Origin of the sequence: Paraburkholderia tropica, assembly GCF_914484835.1 — a bacterium.
Taxonomy (GTDB): domain Bacteria; phylum Pseudomonadota; class Gammaproteobacteria; order Burkholderiales; family Burkholderiaceae; genus Paraburkholderia; species Paraburkholderia tropica_A.
Genome location: NZ_CAJZAR010000038.1, coordinates 1 through 16821 on the forward strand (window position 1 = coordinate 1; position 16821 = coordinate 16821).

Genomic DNA, 16821 nt, shown 5'->3' on the forward strand with positions numbered 1-16821 from the left:
GCGGCGGGCAGGCTCGCGGGCGCGGGCAGCACCGTGCGCGCGGCCTCGTACGGCGAGCGCTGCGCGAGCACGTCGGCGGCCTGCGGCCAGTCCACGAGACCCGGACCGATCACGCCGATCCCTTCGATCCACGCATGCAGTTTCACGATTGCACCTCGTTGTTTGCGGCGTTTTTTGCACCGTTGTTCAGGCGATTCATCGCGAAATCCGCGCGTCCGAGCAGGAGGCTGCAATTCGTGCCGCCGAAGCCGAACGAATTGCTGAGCGCGGCGCGCACGGTGGCGTCGCGGTTCGCGAGCGCGTAATCGACGCCGAGCGCCGTATCGACGACCTGCGTGTTGACGCCCGCGGGCACGAAGCCGTGGCGCAGCGCGAGCGCCGATGCAATCGCTTCGAGCGCGCCCGCCGCGCCGAGCGTGTGGCCGGTCGCGCCCTTCGTGGAGCTGCACGGCGTGGCGTCGAACAGCGCGCCCACCGCGCGGCTTTCGGAGGCGTCGTTGCTGGGCGTGGCCGTGCCGTGCAGATTGATGTAGTCGATGTCGCCCGGCGCGAGGCCCGCGCTCGCGAGCGCCTGCTCGATCGCGGCACGCGCGCCGAGCCCGTCGGGATGCGGCGACGACATGTGATGCGCGTCGCTCGATTCGCCCACGCCGAGCAGCAGGATCGCGTCGCCGGGCAACGCGTCGGCCTGGTCAGCTTGCGCGGGCAGGCGTTCGAGCAGCGCGAACGCCGCCGCCTCGCCGATCGAAATGCCGTCGCGCGCCACGTCGAACGGCCGGCACGGCTGGCGCGACAGCAGTTCGAGCGAGTTGAAGCCGTACAGCGTGGTGAGGCACAGCGAATCGACGCCGCCCACCACGGCCGCGTCGATCAGGCCCGCTTCGATCATGCGCCGCGCCGAGCCGAACACCTTCGCGCTCGACGAGCACGCCGACGAAATCGACGTGGCCGGACCGCGCGCGCCGAAGTAGGCGCGCACGAACGCGGCGAGCGCGTAGGGATTGTGGGTGCGCGCGTAGTCGAAGCCGGGATGCAGCAGGCCGGTGTCGCGATCGCGCTCGCGATAGGCGTTTTCGGTTTCGAGGATGCCGCTCGTGCTGGTGCCGACGAACACGCCCACGCGCTCCGCGCCGTAACGCGCGACGGCGTCGCGCACGCGCCCGGCGAAACCGTCCTGTTCGAGACCGAGTTGCGCGAGACGATGATTGCGGCACGCGTAGGCCGCGAGATCGGCGCGGATTTCGACGGCGTCGAGGTCGCGCACCGCGCCGATCCACGTATCGAGATCCGCGCGTTCGAAGTCGCACGGCGCGAGGCCGCTGCGCCGCTCGCGCAGCGCGTCGAGCATGGCGTCGAGCCCGTGGCCGAGGCAGCTGGTGGCGGTGAAGTGCGAGACGAGAAGTGGGTTCACGGAGTTCGGTCCTGAGGCCGGCGCGCGCGCCATTTAAGGGTCAAATTTTACCAAACGGGGCGCTGCGTCCGCCGTGTCCGCCTTGGCTCGCAGACGGCGCGGTGTCGAGCGCGGCGCGCAGCGTGGTCCAGTGCAATTGCGCGTCGGCGGCGGCGCGCAGCACCTGTGGCAGCACGGCGAGCACGACCGGCTGGCCGAGCGCGTCGCGGGCCGTGTTGGCGTCGTGCAGCAGCAGGATGTCGCGCGGCGCGAGGCCGGTCAGCAGACGCTGCGCCACGGTGCGCGGATCGCGCTCGCGCGTGTCGAAGCCGCGCCGCGTCCAGCTCGCCAGTTGCAGCCCGAGCGCGCAGAGCACCGGTTCGAGAAACGGATTGCGCAAGCCGGCGGGCGCGCGGAAAAAGCGCGGACGCGTGCCGCTGATTTCCGTGAGCGTGCGCTGCGCGGCCTCGATTTCGCGCCGCAGCGCGCCGGGCCCGCTCAGCGAAAACGTATGCCGATGACGCTGGCTGTGGTTCTCCACGGCATGGCCGCGCGCGACGATCGCCTCGATCCATTTGGGATGCTGGCGGGCGCGTTCGCCGATGCAGAAAAAGGTCGCGTGCGCGCCGTATTCGTCGAGCAGGTCGAGCACGCGCGGCGTGATCTCGGGATCGGGGCCGTCGTCGATGGTGAGGGCGAGGCGACGGTCGGCGCCGGGCGCGGACGACGCGGGCAGGTGCGTCCAGTTCGGGCCGAGCAGCGCGCTTTTCGGCCAGAGGCCCGCGGCGGTCAGCGCGAGATGCGAGGCCGCCACGCTGCCGACCGCCCACGGCCACGCGGACGGCTGCGCGACGAGCGCGGCCGCCGCGCCCGCATGCACTGCCGCCGCGCCGGCGATGAACGGCGACGGCAGCCAGCGGCGCGCGCCGCCCGCGAGCGCGAACGCGCGCGGGGCGTGGGGCGTGCGCGGCGCGTGGGCACCGTGGCGCTCACGCGGTTCAAGCGGCGTGGGGCCGTTCATGCCGGGTTTCCTTGTCGATGGGGCTGGGTCGCGGCGTGCGTGTCTGCGCGCGTGTCCAGGCGCGCGGTTTTCACCTCGGGCGTGGCCGCATCGCGCGGCGCGAGGATCGCGGCGAACGCGAGCGCGAGCATCGCGCCGGGGCCGACGGTCAGGCCGAAGGTTTCGAGCAGCGGCACGTGCGAGAGCGCCAGCAGGCCGAAGCCCGCGACGGTCGCGAGATTGGCGACCAGCAGCGAGACCAGCGTGTGCGGCGCGATGGTCTGCGCGCCGTGCGCGCCACGCTTGCAGAAGAACAGCGCGTAGTTCGAGCCCACCGCCACGATCAGCAGCATGCCGACGAGGTGCAGGATCGTCAGCGGCACGCCCGCGAGCGCGAAGCCCGCGACCACCACCAGCACGGCCGCGACGAGCGGCGCGAGCGCGCGCGCGGCGAGCCGCACCGAGCGCAGCGCGAGCGCCAGCAGCACGGCAATCGCCACGAAGCCCGCGAGCGAGAGCCGGATGTCCTCGCGCACGTAGTTCACGTACAGGCGGTCGGCTTCCGCTTTCATGTCGACGAACAGCGCGTCGGGCACGCCCGCTTGCGCGACGGCGGCGCGGATCGCGTCGGCGTCGAGGCTCGATGTGTTGGCGGCCTTCGAGGCGCTCGCGGGCGCGCGCAGCGCGAGCATCGCGTTCCAGTGGCCGTCGCGTTGCGTGAGCAGCGCGTCGACGGCGAGCGCCATCGAGGTGCCGTTCAGGTCGGCGCGCGTGATGAGCGGCGCGGCGCGCGCGGCCTGCGCATCGGCGACGAAGGGCGCGAAGGCCTCGGGCTTCACGCTGATGCTTTGATGGGCGACCGCTTCGCGCAGACGCGCCGTCAGCGTGGCGGCGTCGGGCAGGCTCGCGAGCCGCGCGCGCTGCGCGGCGTCGCTCGGCAGATAGCGCGCGGGACTTTCGAAGCCCGCGAGCGTGCCTTGCGCGACCAGCGGCTGCAATTGCGCGCCGACGCGTTCCGCGCCTTCGAGCGCGGCCTGCGCGCTGGCGGCCGGAATCTCCACCAGATAGCGCACGTCGGGCGCACCGAGGTCGGCGCGCAGACGCGTGTCGAGCGCCTGGCTCGCGGCGGGCACGGGGCTCAGCGCGGACAGTTCGTGGCTCCAGAGCGTGTCGCGATGCCACGCGGCGAACACGACCGCGCCCACGGCCAGCGCGGCGAGCGGCCAGCGCAGACGCGGCGCGAACGCGGCCGCGCGCGCGAGCGCCGCGCCGAGGCGCGAGACGTCGCGGATCGCGTGCGCGCCGCCTTGCAGATGCGGCAGCACGAAGCGCGTGACGAGCGCGGCCGTGACGAGTCCGGCGATCGAATACGCGCCCAGTTGCACGAGGCCCGGAAAGCCCGAGAACAGCATCGACGCGAAACCGCACACGGAGGTCAGCACGCCGAGGCGGATCGTCGGCCAGTAGGCGGCGATCCAGGCGCGCAGCGCGGCGTCGCGGTGCGTTTGCATCGACGATGAAAGCGAGGAAGACGGCGACGAAGACGGCGACGACTGCACGAACAGATAGATCGAATAATCGACCGCCTCGCCGATCAGCGTGGTGCCGAAGCCGAGCGTGAGGCCCTGCACGGCGCCGAACGCGAGGCTCACGGCCGCGATGCCCGCCGCCACGCCCGAGAGCACCGGCAGCAGGCCGAGCACGAGCAGGCGCGGCGAGCGATAGAGCGTGAGCAGCAGCGCGACGATCAGCACGAGGCTCAGCACCGAAATGCGCTCGACGTCGTGGCGGATCGCGTCGCGCGTCTCGACCGAGAACACGCCGGGACCGGTCATCACCACGCGATAGGCGGAGGCGTCGGTGGCATTCGGCAGCGTGCGCGTGGCCGAGGCGAAGGCGCGCTTTACGGCGTCGATGGCGCGCGCCTGGGCGTCGGTGTCCGAGCCCGCGGCGGCGGTCTGCGCGACCAGCACGGCGCGCGCGCCGTCGCGCGAAGCCCAGACGCCGTCGCGCGTGGCGGGCTGCGCGGCGCTGTCGAGCTGATCGACGAGCGCGGCCACTTCGCCGGTCGGGTCGTGCGGCAGCAGATCCTTCGCGACGAGGCCCGCCGACGAGCTGAGCAGATCGAGACTCTCGCCGAGCGCGTCGTGCAGGCCCGCCGCCGTGAAGCGCTGCGGCGTGACCGACGGGCTCAGCGCGTAGCGGTGCGCGTAGACGAACTGCTGGTCGCGCGCGTCGTTGACGGCCTCGCCGTTATGGACCGCCGCGAATTGCGGATCGGCCCGCAGCGTCGCGCCGATCTCGCGCGAGAGCCGCGCGCGCGACGACGCGTCGCCGCCTTCGATGCCGACGAGAATCAGCCGCGAAACCAGCCCGTCGCGCAACTGCTCGACGAGCACGCGCTGGCCCGCGCTGGGCGCGCGCGGCAGGAACGCGGAGAGGTCGGTGACGAACTGCGTGCGCGCGATGGTGACGGCGCAGGCGAGCAGGAACAGCAGCCACAGCAGGACCGCGGGCTGCCTGAACGCCGGCCTGCGTGCGGGCGTGGAAGCGGGCAGGGAAGCGGGCTTCGATGCGGAGGCGGGGCGGGTGCGGTCGTCCATCGGCGCGTCCCTGTTTCCGTTTGGGTGGGGTCGAGCGGGCTCGAACGGGCGGGGCGCTTAGCCCAACTCGCCCGAGGCGGCCGACTTCGCCGATTTCGACGCTTTCGCCGCGGCACCCGGCGAGGGCGATGCAGGCGACGCCGCCGACGCAGGCGCGAGCGGCTGCAATTTCATCAGCGAATGATCGCCGCCCGCCTGCTGGATCGCCACGCTGCGCAGCTCGCCGCGCGTGCCTTCGAGCGTGATCGTGTTGACCACCTTTTGCATGCGCGAGTCGCGCGGCGTGAGCGTGAGCATCCAGTTGTCGCCGCGTCCGGCGATCGCGACCTTGTAGGTCTTTTCGAGCGCGTAGCGGTTGCCCGTGAGCGTCGCGCGGATGCTCTCTATGAACGCGCCCACTTCCGGGTAATGCGCGAGCGCGAGCGTGTACTTGCGGTCGTTGCGGTCGACCGTGAGCATGTCGCCGTCGACGATCAGTTGCTCCGGCTTCGGGCTCAGCGTGTGTTTTTCCAGATGATCGGGCGCGGCGAACGCCAGCTCGCCCGACGATTCGACGGGCTCGGCGGCGATCGCCAGCCAGCGCGTTTCGGTGAAGGTCGCGCGGCCGGTCTTGTGCTGCGCGAGCGTCGCCATCAGGCGGTCGAGCGTCCAGGCGGGCGCGGCCTGGGCGGACGTGACGGGCGCGAGCGTGCCGATGACGCTCAGCGTGGCGCCGCCCGCAAGCAGCGCGGCGGCGGCGAATGCGCGCGCCATCAGGCGGCGCGAGGAAAGTCGAAAGGGCATACGTGGGGTCGTGCTCATGCGTCGGAAGTCTCCCGGGCGGTCAGGCTGGCCGAGGCGGCGCGGGTCGCGCGCGTGGCGTGCGCGCCGCGTGCGGCGGCCTCGTTGCGGCGCGGCGCGCTGGCCGCGCCGGCATCGCGTGCGGGCGCGGCGCTTTCCACGGGCGCGGAGGGCGCGGCCGCGGGCTTGACCGTTTTCCAGAAATCGAAGTAGTTGAACCAGTTATAGGGCGCCGCGCGCGCGTACTTGTCGAGCAGCGAGACGTAGCGCGCGAGCGCCGCGTCGATGGCGGCGCGGCGCGCTTCGCGCGGCGTGTGGGTGAAGTCGGCGACCATTTCGAAGTGCACGTCGTAACGGTTGCCGCCGCGATAGAGACCGGTCATGAACAGCACCGGACGCTTGAGCATCGCGGCCATGTAAAGCGGGCCGAGCGGGAATGCGGCGGGCTCGCCGAGAAAGGCCATGCGGCGCAGCGAGGCGGAGTCGTCGGCGAGCAGCGTGCGGTCGGCCAGCATGCCGACCATGCAGTTTTCGTCGAGCCGCTGATTGACCTTCAGCATCGAATCGATCTGGCCGAGGCTGATCACTTCCGGGCTCGCGGCGGGATTCACGGCGGCCAGCGTCGCGTTGATCTTGCGCGCGTTCTCCTCGAACATCGTCACGACCACGCGCAGGTCGGGGCGCGTGCGGCCGAGCGCGCGCACCACTTCGAAACTGCCCAGATGCGCGCCCATCAGGAACGCGCCGCGTCCGCCCGCGAGCGCTTCGTCGACGAGCGTCTGGCCGTGCGGACGGATATCGAACAGATCGAAGCGCCCGTGCATCAGATAGATGCGGTCGTGGATCGTGGTCGCGAACGTGAACACGTGACGCCAGAGGTCGCGCCACTGCGGCGCGCGCTTGAGCGCACGGCGCAGATAGTCGCGCGAGGCGCCGCGTGCGCGCGGCGAGAACAGGACGTAATAGGCGGCGCACAGATGCAGCAGCGCGCGCCCGGCGGGGCGGCCGAGGCGCAGCGAAAGCCACGTCATTACGCGCAGCAGCAGGGCGCTGCCGCGTTCCTCGCGCTGGGCCCAGTCGGTGCGCGCGGGTTTGGCGGATGCGGTCGATGCGTTTTGCGATGTGCTCGTTGACGCGTTCGGCGATGCGTTCGTCGATGCGTTCGGTGCGTTCGATCCTTCGGCGGCGGGCGGCAGGTTCGGTTTCATCGCGCGGCCTCCGCTTGTGCGGGTTGCACGGCCAGCGTGCCGCTCGCGACGTCGCGCTCGCCCGCGCGCACGGTGAAGCGGATCGCGCCGCTCGCGGCGGCGTCGAAGGCGAGGTCGAGCGCCTCGCCAGGCGCGGCCGGGCTCAGGAACTTGGCCGCCGAGAGACGCCAGCGGTCGAGCGGCTGGTCCAGCGCGGTGCCGATGGCGTCGATCGCGCGGTCGAGCAGCACGACGCCCGGCACGATCGGCAGGCCCGGAAAGTGGCCGGGCAGCGCGGGATGATCGGCGCCGATCGTGAAGCGCAGGGCGTGTGCGGTTGCGTTGTCGGCGCTGCGTTGTGCGGGTTTTGCGGCTTGTGCCACTCGCGCGGATTCCGACGCCGTCGCGCGCGCGTGCCGCGCGGCCAGCGCCGCGAGCACGTCGCGCGGCAGCTTGCCGGTTTCGTTGCGCGGCAGGGCGTCGACGAACACCAGCGGACGCGGCATGAACGCGCCGTCGATCCGCTCGCGCAATGCGCGCTGCAGGTCGGCGACGCTCAGCGAGGGCGCGACCACCAGCGCGACGAGGCGCGTGATCGCGGCGTCGCCGCGCGTGGAATCGTCGTCGTCGGGCATGAAGAACACGCCGTCGGTCACGCCGGGAATCGCGTTGAGCTGATGATTCAGATACGCGATCGACGTGCGCTTGCCCGCGATATTGACGAGGTCCTGCTTGCGGCCGTGCAGCAGGAAACGCTGCGCGTCGAGCAGTTCGAGCGCGTCGCCCATCGGCACGGGTTCGTCGAGATGGCCGCCGCTGGCCCAGAACGTGGTGCTGTCCTCGTCCCCGGTCGCGCGCGCCTCGAAGCGGATGCGCGGCAGCAGCCGCCACGTCGCGCCTTGCGCGGTGCGGCGCGTGGCGATCTGGCCGGTTTCCGTGCTGCCGTAGATCTCGATCAGCGGCGCGCCGAGCCGCGCCTCGGCTTCGCTCGCGAGCTTTTCGGCGAGCGGCGCGGTCGCGCTGAGCACCAGCGCGGCGCGCGGCAGCGGCGCGTCGCTGGCGAGCAGCGTGCGCAGATGGATCGGCGAGGTGACGAGCACGCGCGGCTGCGGCACGGCATCGAGTTCCGCGCGGATGTCGGCGGGGTAGAACGGCTGGCGGCTGCTGAACGCGAGGCCGCCGATCAGCGCGAGCAGCACCGTCGATTCGAAGCCGTACATATGCTGCGCGGGCACGGTGCCGACCAGCGTGTGCGCCGCCGCGCCGTCGCCGCTCAGGCCGAGGCTCTGCGCCGAGGCGCGCACGCCTTCGACGAGGCAGCCCCAGGTCTTGCGATGCGGCACCGGCGCGCCGGTCGAGCCCGAGGTGAAGACGTAGGCCATCACGCGCGCGGCGTCGATCTGCGGGACGGCGAAGGGGGCGTCGTCGGCGTTGTTGTTGGCGTTGTCCTGAGCGTCGGCGCAGTCATCTTTGGTCAGATTTGCGGCGGGCGTGTCGGGGTATCGAAAGCGCGGCAGGTCGATCGCGCACTCGGGCGCGTCGTGCAGGCAGAACGTGTCGGGGGCGAAGGCCTTGAGCTGTCGGACCGTCTCTGGCGCGTGCGTGGACGGCAGCAGGCTGATGCGGCCCGCGACGAGCGCCGCGCACAGGCTCACCGCGAAGCGGTAGCGGTCGCGGCAGACGTTGAACACGTGCCCGCCCGGCGGCAGCGCGTCGGCCACGCGTGCGACGTCGGCCAGAAAGCCTTGCACGGTGACGGGCGCGCCATCGCGCCAGGCGATGACCTGGCGGGGCGAAGCGTGAAACAGCAACGGATGAGTCTGCATAAATCGGTTGATACGAATACCCTGCGAAATCCCCGGCCGGCGCGGCTTTGCGCGGCCTGCGCGACGTTTATGACATGGCGCGCGCGCGGTAGGCGCGCACCGCGTCGAGCATGCGGGCGCGCGGTTCGTGCGGCAGCGCCAGCGCGCGGCAGGCGTGCTCGACGGCGAACATCGCGCCCACCAGCGGCAGCGCGACATAGTTGGCGAAGGTCGCCCAGGCGACGATCGGCGCGAACGCGAACATCAGCGTCGAGACGGCGGCGATCGCCACGAAAAACAGCGTCCACGCAAGCGTGATGCGGCGCGTGTAACGCACGATGGCGCGCGGCATCGGGCCGCCGCCGCGTATCGTGCGCGCGAACTGCGTACACAGCGGCTCGCGCCCGGCGGCCAGCGTGCGGCCGAACAGCAGCGCCAGCGCGAGGTTGAAGCTCACGTGCTCCAGATACAGTCCCCATTCGAAATGATAAGCAAGCGGCGTGCGCGCACTCCACAAGGCCCCGGCGGCCAGCGCCCAGAGCGGCAGCAGCCAGGCGCGGCGCGGCGATCCGGCGGCGGCCGACAGCGCGAGCGCCAGCGGCGGCAGCAGCGCCATCGCGAGTCCGAGGCCCTGTTCGCCGGGCGTCGCGACCGCGCGATGCGCGAGCAGCTGGTAGGCGACCACGACCGCCACGCCGAGCCCGGCGCGCACGACACCCAGCGCCGCTTCCCTCGGGGAGCGGGCGCTGCCCGGACGGCGGTCCGGCGCGGGCGCGGCAGGCTGGGCGGTGCGGCGTGACATCAGGTTCCTTATCTTGAATGGTAGTGGCGGAAGACGGCGGTGGCGCTATTTTCCATGCCGTCAATCCTCATACGTATGACAAAAAAGGGCCGCGTGAGGACGGCAGGCGTATTTTAGGGTGGCGGCGCAGCGCCGTCCGACAAGGCACCGGCAGGTTTGTAACCGTTTGTATGCCTTACTGCAAGGCGCGGGCCCGCTCCGAACGCGGCGCGTCCAATGCCGTGCAAGCGTCTGCGGCGGTCGTGTCCCAAAATTGCGGGTGAGACGGTTCGGAACGTCTGTAACCTTTCGGCCGGCGACACCGTATACGCCCCGATACCCATCGTCTAGAATCCGCGTAACTTTTACCCAACGATCCCTAAATCGGGCAGGCGGAGCGGGGTGGCGCCCAGGCGCGGCAAGCGGCGGCGCGTGAAATGTCCCGCCCCGTGCGGCCCCGATTCGACCCGACCCGTCAAACGACCCGCACGCCTATGAACGCTCTCGAACACGAACTGGCCGCGCTCATCGTCGGCGAACTGAATCTCGAAGACGTCGCGCTCGACGACGTCACCGCCGAGACCCCGCTCTATGGCGAGGGCTTCGGTCTCGACTCCATCGACATCCTCGAAATCGCGCTGCTGATCTCGAAGAAGTACGGTTTCGAACTGCGCTCGGATAACCCCGACAACGAAAAGATCTTCGCGACGCTCGGCGCGCTGGCCGCCTACGTCGATGCGCATCGCGTGCGCTGATCGCACGCGCCACGCGACCGACGAACGACAGGAGAGAGCCGATGCGCGCACTCGTGACCGGCGGCAGCGGAGTGATCGGCCAGGCGATCTGCGACGCCCTGGCCGCGGCGGGCCATGAAGTCTGGGTCCACGCGAACCGGCAGCTCGCGCAGGCCGAAGCCGTGGCGCAGCGCATCGTCGCCGCGGGCGGCCAGGCGCACGCGATCGCCTTCGACGTCACCGACGCCGACGCCACAGAAGCCGCGCTCGCCCCGCTGATCGACGATGCCAACGGCGGCCCGGTGCAGATCCTCGTCAACAACGCGGGCATCACCGCCGACGCGCCGATGGCCGGCATGTCGCGCCAGCAGTGGCGCAGCGTGATCGACGTGTCGCTCAACGGTTTCTTCAACGTCACGCAGCCGCTCCTGCTGCCGATGATCCGCACGCGCCGCGGGCGCATCGTGAACGTCGCGTCGCTCGCGGGCGTGATGGGCAATCGCGGCCAGGTCAACTATTCGGCGGCCAAGGCCGGGCTGATCGGCGCGACCAAGGCGCTCTCGCTCGAAGTGGCGTCGCGCGGCATCACCGTGAACGCGATCGCGCCGGGCGTGATCGAGTCGCCGATGGCGGAGCGCGCGTTTCCCGCCGAGCGCCTCAAGCAGATCGTGCCCGCGCAGCGCGCCGGCAAGCCGGAGGAAGTGGCGGCCATGGTCGCCTATCTGGTCTCCGACGCCGCCGCCTACGTGACCGGCCAGGTGCTGTCGATCAACGGCGGCCTCGCCTGATCGCGCGCGCCGTCCCAACCTTTCCGCTTCTCGTACCCCGTTCCATGCAAGCCGACGTTACCTCCACCCCGCCGCGCGCCAGCGCGACGCATCTCGTCCTGATCCCGAGCTACAACCCCGGCGTGAAGGTCGACGAGACGGTGCGCGCCGCGCGCGCGCACTGGAACCCCGTGTGGGTGGTCGTCGACGGCAGCACCGACGGCAGCGCCGAGCGTCTTCAGGCGATGGCCGCGCAGGACGACGGCCTGCGCGTGATCGTGCTGCCGCACAATCGCGGCAAGGGCGGCGCGGTGCTCGCGGGCATCGAGGCCGCCGCCGCGCAGGGCTATACGCACGCGCTCACGATGGACTCCGACGGCCAGCATCCCGCCGAGCTGATTCCGCGCTTCATGGCCGCCTCGCAGGCCGATCCGCAGGCGATGGTGCTGGGCCGTCCGAAGTTCGACGCGAGCGCGCCGCAGCTGCGCGTGCAGGGCCGCCGCGTGTCGAACCTGCTCGCCGATGTCGAAACGCTGTGGGCCGGGATCGGCGATTCGCTGTATGGATTCCGCGTGTATCCGATCGCGCCGCTGCGCACGATCATGACGCGTCTGCCGTGGATGCGCCGCTTTGACTTCGATCCCGAAGCCGCCGTGCGCTTGTGCTGGGCGGGCGTGCGGCCGATCCAGATCGAAGCGCCGGTGCGTTATTTCAAGGCCGACGAAGGCGGCGTTTCGCACTTCAACTATGCGCGCGACAACCTGCTGCTCTCGTGGATGCATCTGCGGCTCGTGGCCGGATTCGGCTTGCGTTTGCCGGGTCTGGTGGTGAAGCGCGTGGTGGGCGGCGGGCGCTGAGTTTGGTTCGGCATGCTGACTAATTGAGCGGCGCGTTCGCGTGAGTGTGTGCAACTGTGCTGGTCGGCGCGCACGCACTGTCTATTTCCCGTAAGGCTCGCTTGCCTGAGAATCGGCGCAATACATCGCCGATAACAATCAGGAGCAAGGAGCGCCCCATGTCCCGACCGCAAGCCGTCCCCACCGTGCAAGTCTCGAACGCGAGCGCCATCGTCACCGAATGGCGCTTCGCGCCCGGCGCCGAAACCGGCTGGCACGTGCACGGCCACGACTACATCGTCGTGCCGCAAACCGATGGCACGCTGCTGATCGAAACCCGCGACGGTCCGCGCGAGAAGGCGCTCGTCGCGGGCCAGAGCTACGCGGGCTTGCAGGGCGTGGAGCACAACGTCGTCAATGCGTCGCCGCGCGAAGTGGTGTTCGTCGAAATCGAGATCAAGTAAGCGCCCACGCGGCGCTTACGCGCGGCGCAATTGCGGCAGCATGCCTGCCGACAGCAGCGCGGCGCACTCGCTGTCACGCGGCGCGAACGCCAGCGCCTCGCCAATCGCATCACCGACCAGAATGATCGCCGGACTGCCCAGCCCGGCGTCGCGCGCGCGCGCCGCGATGGTGCCGAGCGTGCCCGTCACGCGGCGCTCGTTCGCGCTGCCCGCCCACTGCACGACGGCGGCGGGCGTGGCGGGCGAGAGCGATTGCGCGAGCGTCGCGCACAGGCCCTCGATGCGGCTCATGCCCATATAGATGGCGAGCGTCATGCCGGTGGCCGCGAGCGCGCGCCAGTCGGGCTCGCTGTGATCGCGCAGATGCGCCGTCACGAAAATCACGCCCTGGCAATGATCGCGATGCGTGAGCGACACGCCCAGTCCCGCCGCCGCCGCGAACGCCGACGAAATCCCGTTCACGATCTCCACCGGAATGCCCGCGCGATCGAGCGCCGCGAGTTCCTCGCCCGCGCGGCCGAACAGCAGCGCGTCGCCGCCTTTCACGCGCACCACGTGCAAACCCTTCTTCGCGTAACGCTGCATCAGACGCTCGATAAACGCTTGCGGCGTGGAGCGGCAGCCGCCGCGCTTGCCGACCTTGATCACGCGCGCCTGCGGTGCGAGCGTCGCGATTTCGGGATTCACGAGGTCGTCGATCAGCACGACGTCGGCGCTCGCGAGCGCTTTCGCGGCCTTCAACGTCAGCAGGTCGAGGTCGCCCGGACCCGCGCTCAATAACGTGACCTTGCCCGTCGTGTTCATGGCGTTCGTGTTCGTCATGTCGTGTACCCGTATGGCTGTGTGGCTGTGTCGCCAATAAAAAACGGCGTCCGCTCGTCATCGATGACGAGGGGACGCCGTTGTCCTGTGTTCTGTCCATCCTGCGAGGACGATGCGCCGCGCGCTTCGTCGCGCGCGACGCGTCCGGCATCGTTGCCGTTCGTATCGACTCACACGCGTCGATTTACGCAAGTTCCAGACCAGCGCGCGTACTGATCTTGCCGATCGCTTCCCGATGCCTTTGCAGCCGCACGCGACGCGCCCGAAACCGGGCTCGCCCGCATTGACAACGCACGCACCTGCAAGAACGCAGCGCACAGCGAATGTGCTGCACGGCACCAAATCTGTGCCCTGCTGCATCACGAAGCGTCGTGCCGTTTTTGTGCGCGATGCGCGGGCGCTGCCGCGAAACGCCCGCCAGACGGGGCTTTCGCGGTATGCGTGCGAATTGGCACAGCGCTTGCATAACGATCATTCAACAGGATCAACGGCGATCCGGCTGCGCAGCAGCAGAGCAGTACAAATCGATTGAATTCAGGGCAACGGCGTCCCCCGAGTCTGGCTTTTCGCAAGCTGGCATCGCGGGACGCCTTTTTATTTGGTGCACAAGCATGACGCAAACTACGCTCGCAGTGAACGGTCTGAACGTCGTCGTCATTGGCCACGGCATGGTGGGCCATAAATTTCTGGAGAGCGTGCTCGCGGAAAGCGCGAACGTGCGCGTCACGGTGCTCTGCGAGGAGCCACGCCCCGCCTACGACCGCGTGCATCTCTCCGAATTTTTCTCGGGCAAGAGCGCCGACGATCTCTCGCTCGTCGCGCCGGGCTTCTTCGAACGCGACGACGTGCGCGAGCGCGTGCGCCTCGTGCTCGACGCGAAGGCCGTGTCGATCGACCGCGAGGCGCGCACCGTGAGCGTGTCGAACGGCGAAACGCTCGCCTACGACAAACTCGTGATCGCTACCGGCTCGGTGCCGTTCGTGCCGCCGATCGAAGGCAACAATCGTCAGGATTGCTTCGTATATCGCACGATCGAAGATCTCGAAGCGATGCAGGCGCGCGGCGCGAGCGCCAAAACCGGCGTGGTGGTGGGCGGCGGCCTGCTCGGCCTCGAATGCGCGAAGGCGCTGCGCGATCTCGGCCTGCAAACGCACGTGGTGGAATTCGCGCCGCGCCTGATGGCCGTGCAGGTCGACGACGACGGCGGCCGCGTGCTGCGCGCGAAGATCGAAGAACTGGGCGTGACGGTGCACACGCAGAAGAACACCACGGCGATCGTCGATGGTGAAGGCGCCGCGAATCGCATGGTGTTCGCCGACGGCACGCACCTCGAAACCGACATGATCGTGTTCTCGGCGGGCATCCGTCCGCGCGACGACATCGCGCGTGCCTGCGGGCTCGAAGTCGGCCCGCGCGGCGGCATCGCCATCGACAACGACTGCCGCACGAGCGATCCGCATATCTACGCGATCGGCGAATGCGCGCTGTGGCAAGGGCAGATTTTTGGCCTCGTCGCGCCGGGTTACGACATGGCGCGCAATGTGGCGAAGACGCTCGCGGGCGAAGCCGCGACGTGCTTCGCGGGCGCCGACATGAGCACCAAGCTCAAGCTGATGGGCGTGGACGTGGCGAGCATCGGCGACGCGCATGGCAAGACGCCGGGCAGCCGCGCCTATCGTTTCGCCGACGAACGCCGTCAGGTCTACAAGAAGCTCGTCGTGTCCGAATGCGGCACGAAGCTGCTGGGCGCGGTGATGATCGGCGACGCGAGCGAATACGGCACGCTGCTGCAAATGATGCTCAACGGCATCGCGCTGCCCGAAGCGCCCGAATTCCTGATCCTGCCGCAATCCGACGGCAGCGCCAAACCCGCGCTCGGCGTGGAGGCGCTGCCCGACGGCGCGCAGATCTGCTCGTGCAACAACGTCTCGAAGGCGCAGATCTGCGCGGCGGTGCGCGACGGCGCGACCAGCATCGGCGCGATGAAGGCCACGACCTGCGCGGGCGCATCGTGCGGCGGCTGCGTGCCGCTCGTCACGCAGATCATGAAGTCGGAGATGAAGCGCCAGGGCCTCAGCGTCAACAATCATCTGTGCGAGCACTTCCCGTATTCGCGCCAGGAGCTGTATCACATCGTGCGCGTGGAGCAGATCAAGACCTTCGGCGACCTGCTCGCGAAGCACGGCCACGGTCTCGGCTGCGATATCTGCAAGCCCGCGGTGGCCGGCATTCTCGCTTCGTGCTGGAACGAGTTCGTGCTCAAGAAGGAGCACGCGAGCCTGCAGGATTCGAACGACTACTACCTCGCCAACATCCAGCGCGACGGCACCTATTCGGTCGTGCCGCGCATGCCGGGCGGCGAGGTCACGCCCGAAGGGCTGATCGCGGTGGGCATGGTCGCGAAGAAGTACGGCCTCTATACGAAGATCACGGGCGGCCAGCGCGTGGACCTGTTCGGCGCGCGCGTCGAGCAACTGCCGCTGATCTGGGAAGAACTGATCGACGCGGGCTTCGAATCGGGCCATGCGTACGGCAAGTCGCTGCGCACCGTGAAGTCGTGCGTGGGTTCGACGTGGTGCCGTTACGGCGTGGGCGATTCGGTCGGCCTCGCGATTGGTCTGGAGAACCGCTACAAGGGCTTGCGCGCGCCGCACAAGATCAAGTTCGGCGTCTCGGGCTGCACGCGCGAATGCGCGGAAGCGCAGGGCAAGGACGTGGGCGTGATCGCCACGGAGAAGGGCTGGAATCTCTACGTCTGCGGCAACGGCGGCATGAAGCCGCGTCACGCCGAACTGCTCGCCGCCGACCTCGACCGCGAAACGCTGATCCGCTACATCGACCGCTTCCTGATGTTCTACGTGCGCACGGCCGACCGCCTGCAACGCACGAGCGTCTGGCGCGACAACCTCGAAGGCGGTCTCGATTATCTGATCGACGTGGTCGTGAACGACAAGCTCGGTCTCGCCGCCGAACTCGAAGCCGAAATGCAGCTCGTGGTGGACACCTACGAAGACGAATGGAAGGTCGCCGTGACCGATCCGGCCACGCGCCGTCGCTTCCGTCACTTCGTCAACAGCGAAGCAGGCGACGAGAACGTGACCTTCGTCGAGGAGCGCGGCCAGATCCGTCCGGCTACGCTCGAAGAACGCAAGGGCATGCCGGTGCGTGCGCAGTACGAAGGCCTGGCGGCGATTCCGGTCGTCGCCGAAACGATGTGACGTAGCTGTTTTCAACTGCTCGATCCAACCGCTAGATAACGAGGAATCCGAAATGAACGCCATTCTTCAGCAAGACGAAACCTGGGTCTCGATCTGCCAGCTCGACGACATCGTGCCGAACACCGGCGTGTGCGCGCTCGTGAACGGCGAGCAGGTCGCCGTGTTCCATGTCGACGACGGCGCGGCGCGCGTGTTCGCGATCGGCAACTACGATCCGAACTCGAACGCGGCCGTGCTTTCGCGCGGTCTCGTCGGCAGTCTGGGCGAGCGCATCGTGGTGGCCTCGCCGATCTACAAGCATCACTTCGATCTGGAAACCGGCGAGTGTCTCGAAGTGCCGGACAGCTCGGTGAACGCGTTCGCCACGCGTGTGGAAAACGGCCAGGTGTGGATTTCGGCCTGATTTTTCCGCTGTTTTTCTCGCTGCTTTTCTG

At 69.4% G+C, this 16821-nt stretch carries 14 protein-coding genes; 6 read left to right on the forward strand and 8 right to left on the reverse strand.

Annotated elements, in window-relative coordinates:
* Nucleotides 1-142: 142 nt before the first annotated feature.
* The 7 genes from LDO54_RS09965 to LDO54_RS09995 all read right to left on the reverse strand — a co-directional run bounded on the left by LDO54_RS09965 (nucleotide 143) and on the right by LDO54_RS09995 (nucleotide 9567).
* Nucleotides 143-1411 carry a beta-ketoacyl-[acyl-carrier-protein] synthase family protein gene (locus LDO54_RS09965; protein WP_224009742.1) on the reverse strand — a complete coding sequence of 423 codons (1269 nt, stop codon included), beginning with the start codon at nucleotides 1409-1411 and terminating at the stop codon, nucleotides 143-145.
* Between the two features lie 40 nt (nucleotides 1412-1451).
* Nucleotides 1452-2411 carry a polysaccharide deacetylase family protein gene (locus LDO54_RS09970; RefSeq protein WP_224009744.1) on the reverse strand — a complete coding sequence of 320 codons (960 nt, stop codon included), beginning with the start codon at nucleotides 2409-2411 and terminating at the stop codon, nucleotides 1452-1454.
* Nucleotides 2408-4993 (reverse strand): MMPL family transporter, encoded by a 2586-nt coding sequence (locus LDO54_RS09975; RefSeq protein ID WP_224009746.1) that lies wholly within the window; start codon nucleotides 4991-4993, stop codon nucleotides 2408-2410. The genes LDO54_RS09970 and LDO54_RS09975 overlap by 4 nt, the downstream gene beginning before the upstream one ends.
* 57 nt (nucleotides 4994-5050) lie before the next feature.
* Nucleotides 5051-5794, reverse strand: coding sequence for an outer membrane lipoprotein carrier protein LolA (locus tag LDO54_RS09980; RefSeq protein WP_224009748.1), 744 nt, complete (start codon nucleotides 5792-5794; stop codon nucleotides 5051-5053).
* Nucleotides 5791-6804: an LpxL/LpxP family acyltransferase gene (locus tag LDO54_RS09985; RefSeq protein WP_224009804.1), complete on the reverse strand. Its 1014-nt coding sequence runs from the start codon at nucleotides 6802-6804 to the stop codon at nucleotides 5791-5793. Before LDO54_RS09985 ends, LDO54_RS09980 begins: the two co-directional genes overlap by 4 nt.
* 173 nt (nucleotides 6805-6977) lie before the next feature.
* A complete protein-coding gene (locus LDO54_RS09990; RefSeq protein ID WP_224009750.1) occupies nucleotides 6978-8786 on the reverse strand; it encodes an AMP-binding protein in 1809 nt (602 codons plus the stop codon).
* Nucleotides 8787-8853: 67 nt separating this feature from the next.
* Complete coding sequence (locus LDO54_RS09995; protein ID WP_224009752.1) at nucleotides 8854-9567, reverse strand: hypothetical protein; 714 nt, start codon at nucleotides 9565-9567, stop codon at nucleotides 8854-8856.
* A 416-nt stretch (nucleotides 9568-9983) separates the two neighbouring features.
* Between LDO54_RS09995 and LDO54_RS10000 the strand changes: the two genes are divergently transcribed.
* The 4 genes from LDO54_RS10000 (at nucleotide 9984) to LDO54_RS10015 (ending at nucleotide 12347) form a co-directional block, all read left to right on the forward strand.
* Nucleotides 9984-10301: a phosphopantetheine-binding protein gene (locus tag LDO54_RS10000; protein WP_224009754.1), complete on the forward strand. Its 318-nt coding sequence runs from the start codon at nucleotides 9984-9986 to the stop codon at nucleotides 10299-10301.
* Between the two features lie 41 nt (nucleotides 10302-10342).
* Nucleotides 10343-11068 carry a 3-oxoacyl-ACP reductase FabG gene (gene fabG / locus LDO54_RS10005; RefSeq protein WP_224009756.1) on the forward strand — a complete coding sequence of 242 codons (726 nt, stop codon included), beginning with the start codon at nucleotides 10343-10345 and terminating at the stop codon, nucleotides 11066-11068.
* Nucleotides 11069-11112: 44 nt separating this feature from the next.
* A complete protein-coding gene (locus LDO54_RS10010) occupies nucleotides 11113-11904 on the forward strand; it encodes a glycosyltransferase family 2 protein (protein ID WP_224009758.1) in 792 nt (263 codons plus the stop codon).
* 158 nt (nucleotides 11905-12062) lie between these two features.
* Nucleotides 12063-12347: a cupin domain-containing protein gene (locus tag LDO54_RS10015; RefSeq protein WP_224009759.1), complete on the forward strand. Its 285-nt coding sequence runs from the start codon at nucleotides 12063-12065 to the stop codon at nucleotides 12345-12347.
* A gap of 15 nt (nucleotides 12348-12362) precedes the next feature.
* Here the strand turns inward: LDO54_RS10015 and cobA are convergent, their stop codons facing one another.
* Entirely contained in the window at nucleotides 12363-13151 is a 789-nt protein-coding gene (gene cobA, locus LDO54_RS10020; RefSeq protein ID WP_224009806.1) for a uroporphyrinogen-III C-methyltransferase, read from the reverse strand.
* Nucleotides 13152-13810: 659 nt separating this feature from the next.
* Here cobA and nirB point away from each other — a divergent pair.
* A complete protein-coding gene (nirB, locus tag LDO54_RS10025; RefSeq protein ID WP_224009809.1) occupies nucleotides 13811-16387 on the forward strand; it encodes a nitrite reductase large subunit NirB in 2577 nt (858 codons plus the stop codon).
* A 52-nt stretch (nucleotides 16388-16439) separates the two neighbouring features.
* Nucleotides 16440-16790, forward strand: coding sequence for a nitrite reductase small subunit NirD (gene nirD / locus LDO54_RS10030; RefSeq protein WP_224009761.1), 351 nt, complete (start codon nucleotides 16440-16442; stop codon nucleotides 16788-16790).
* The last annotated feature ends 31 nt before the right edge of the window (nucleotides 16791-16821 follow it).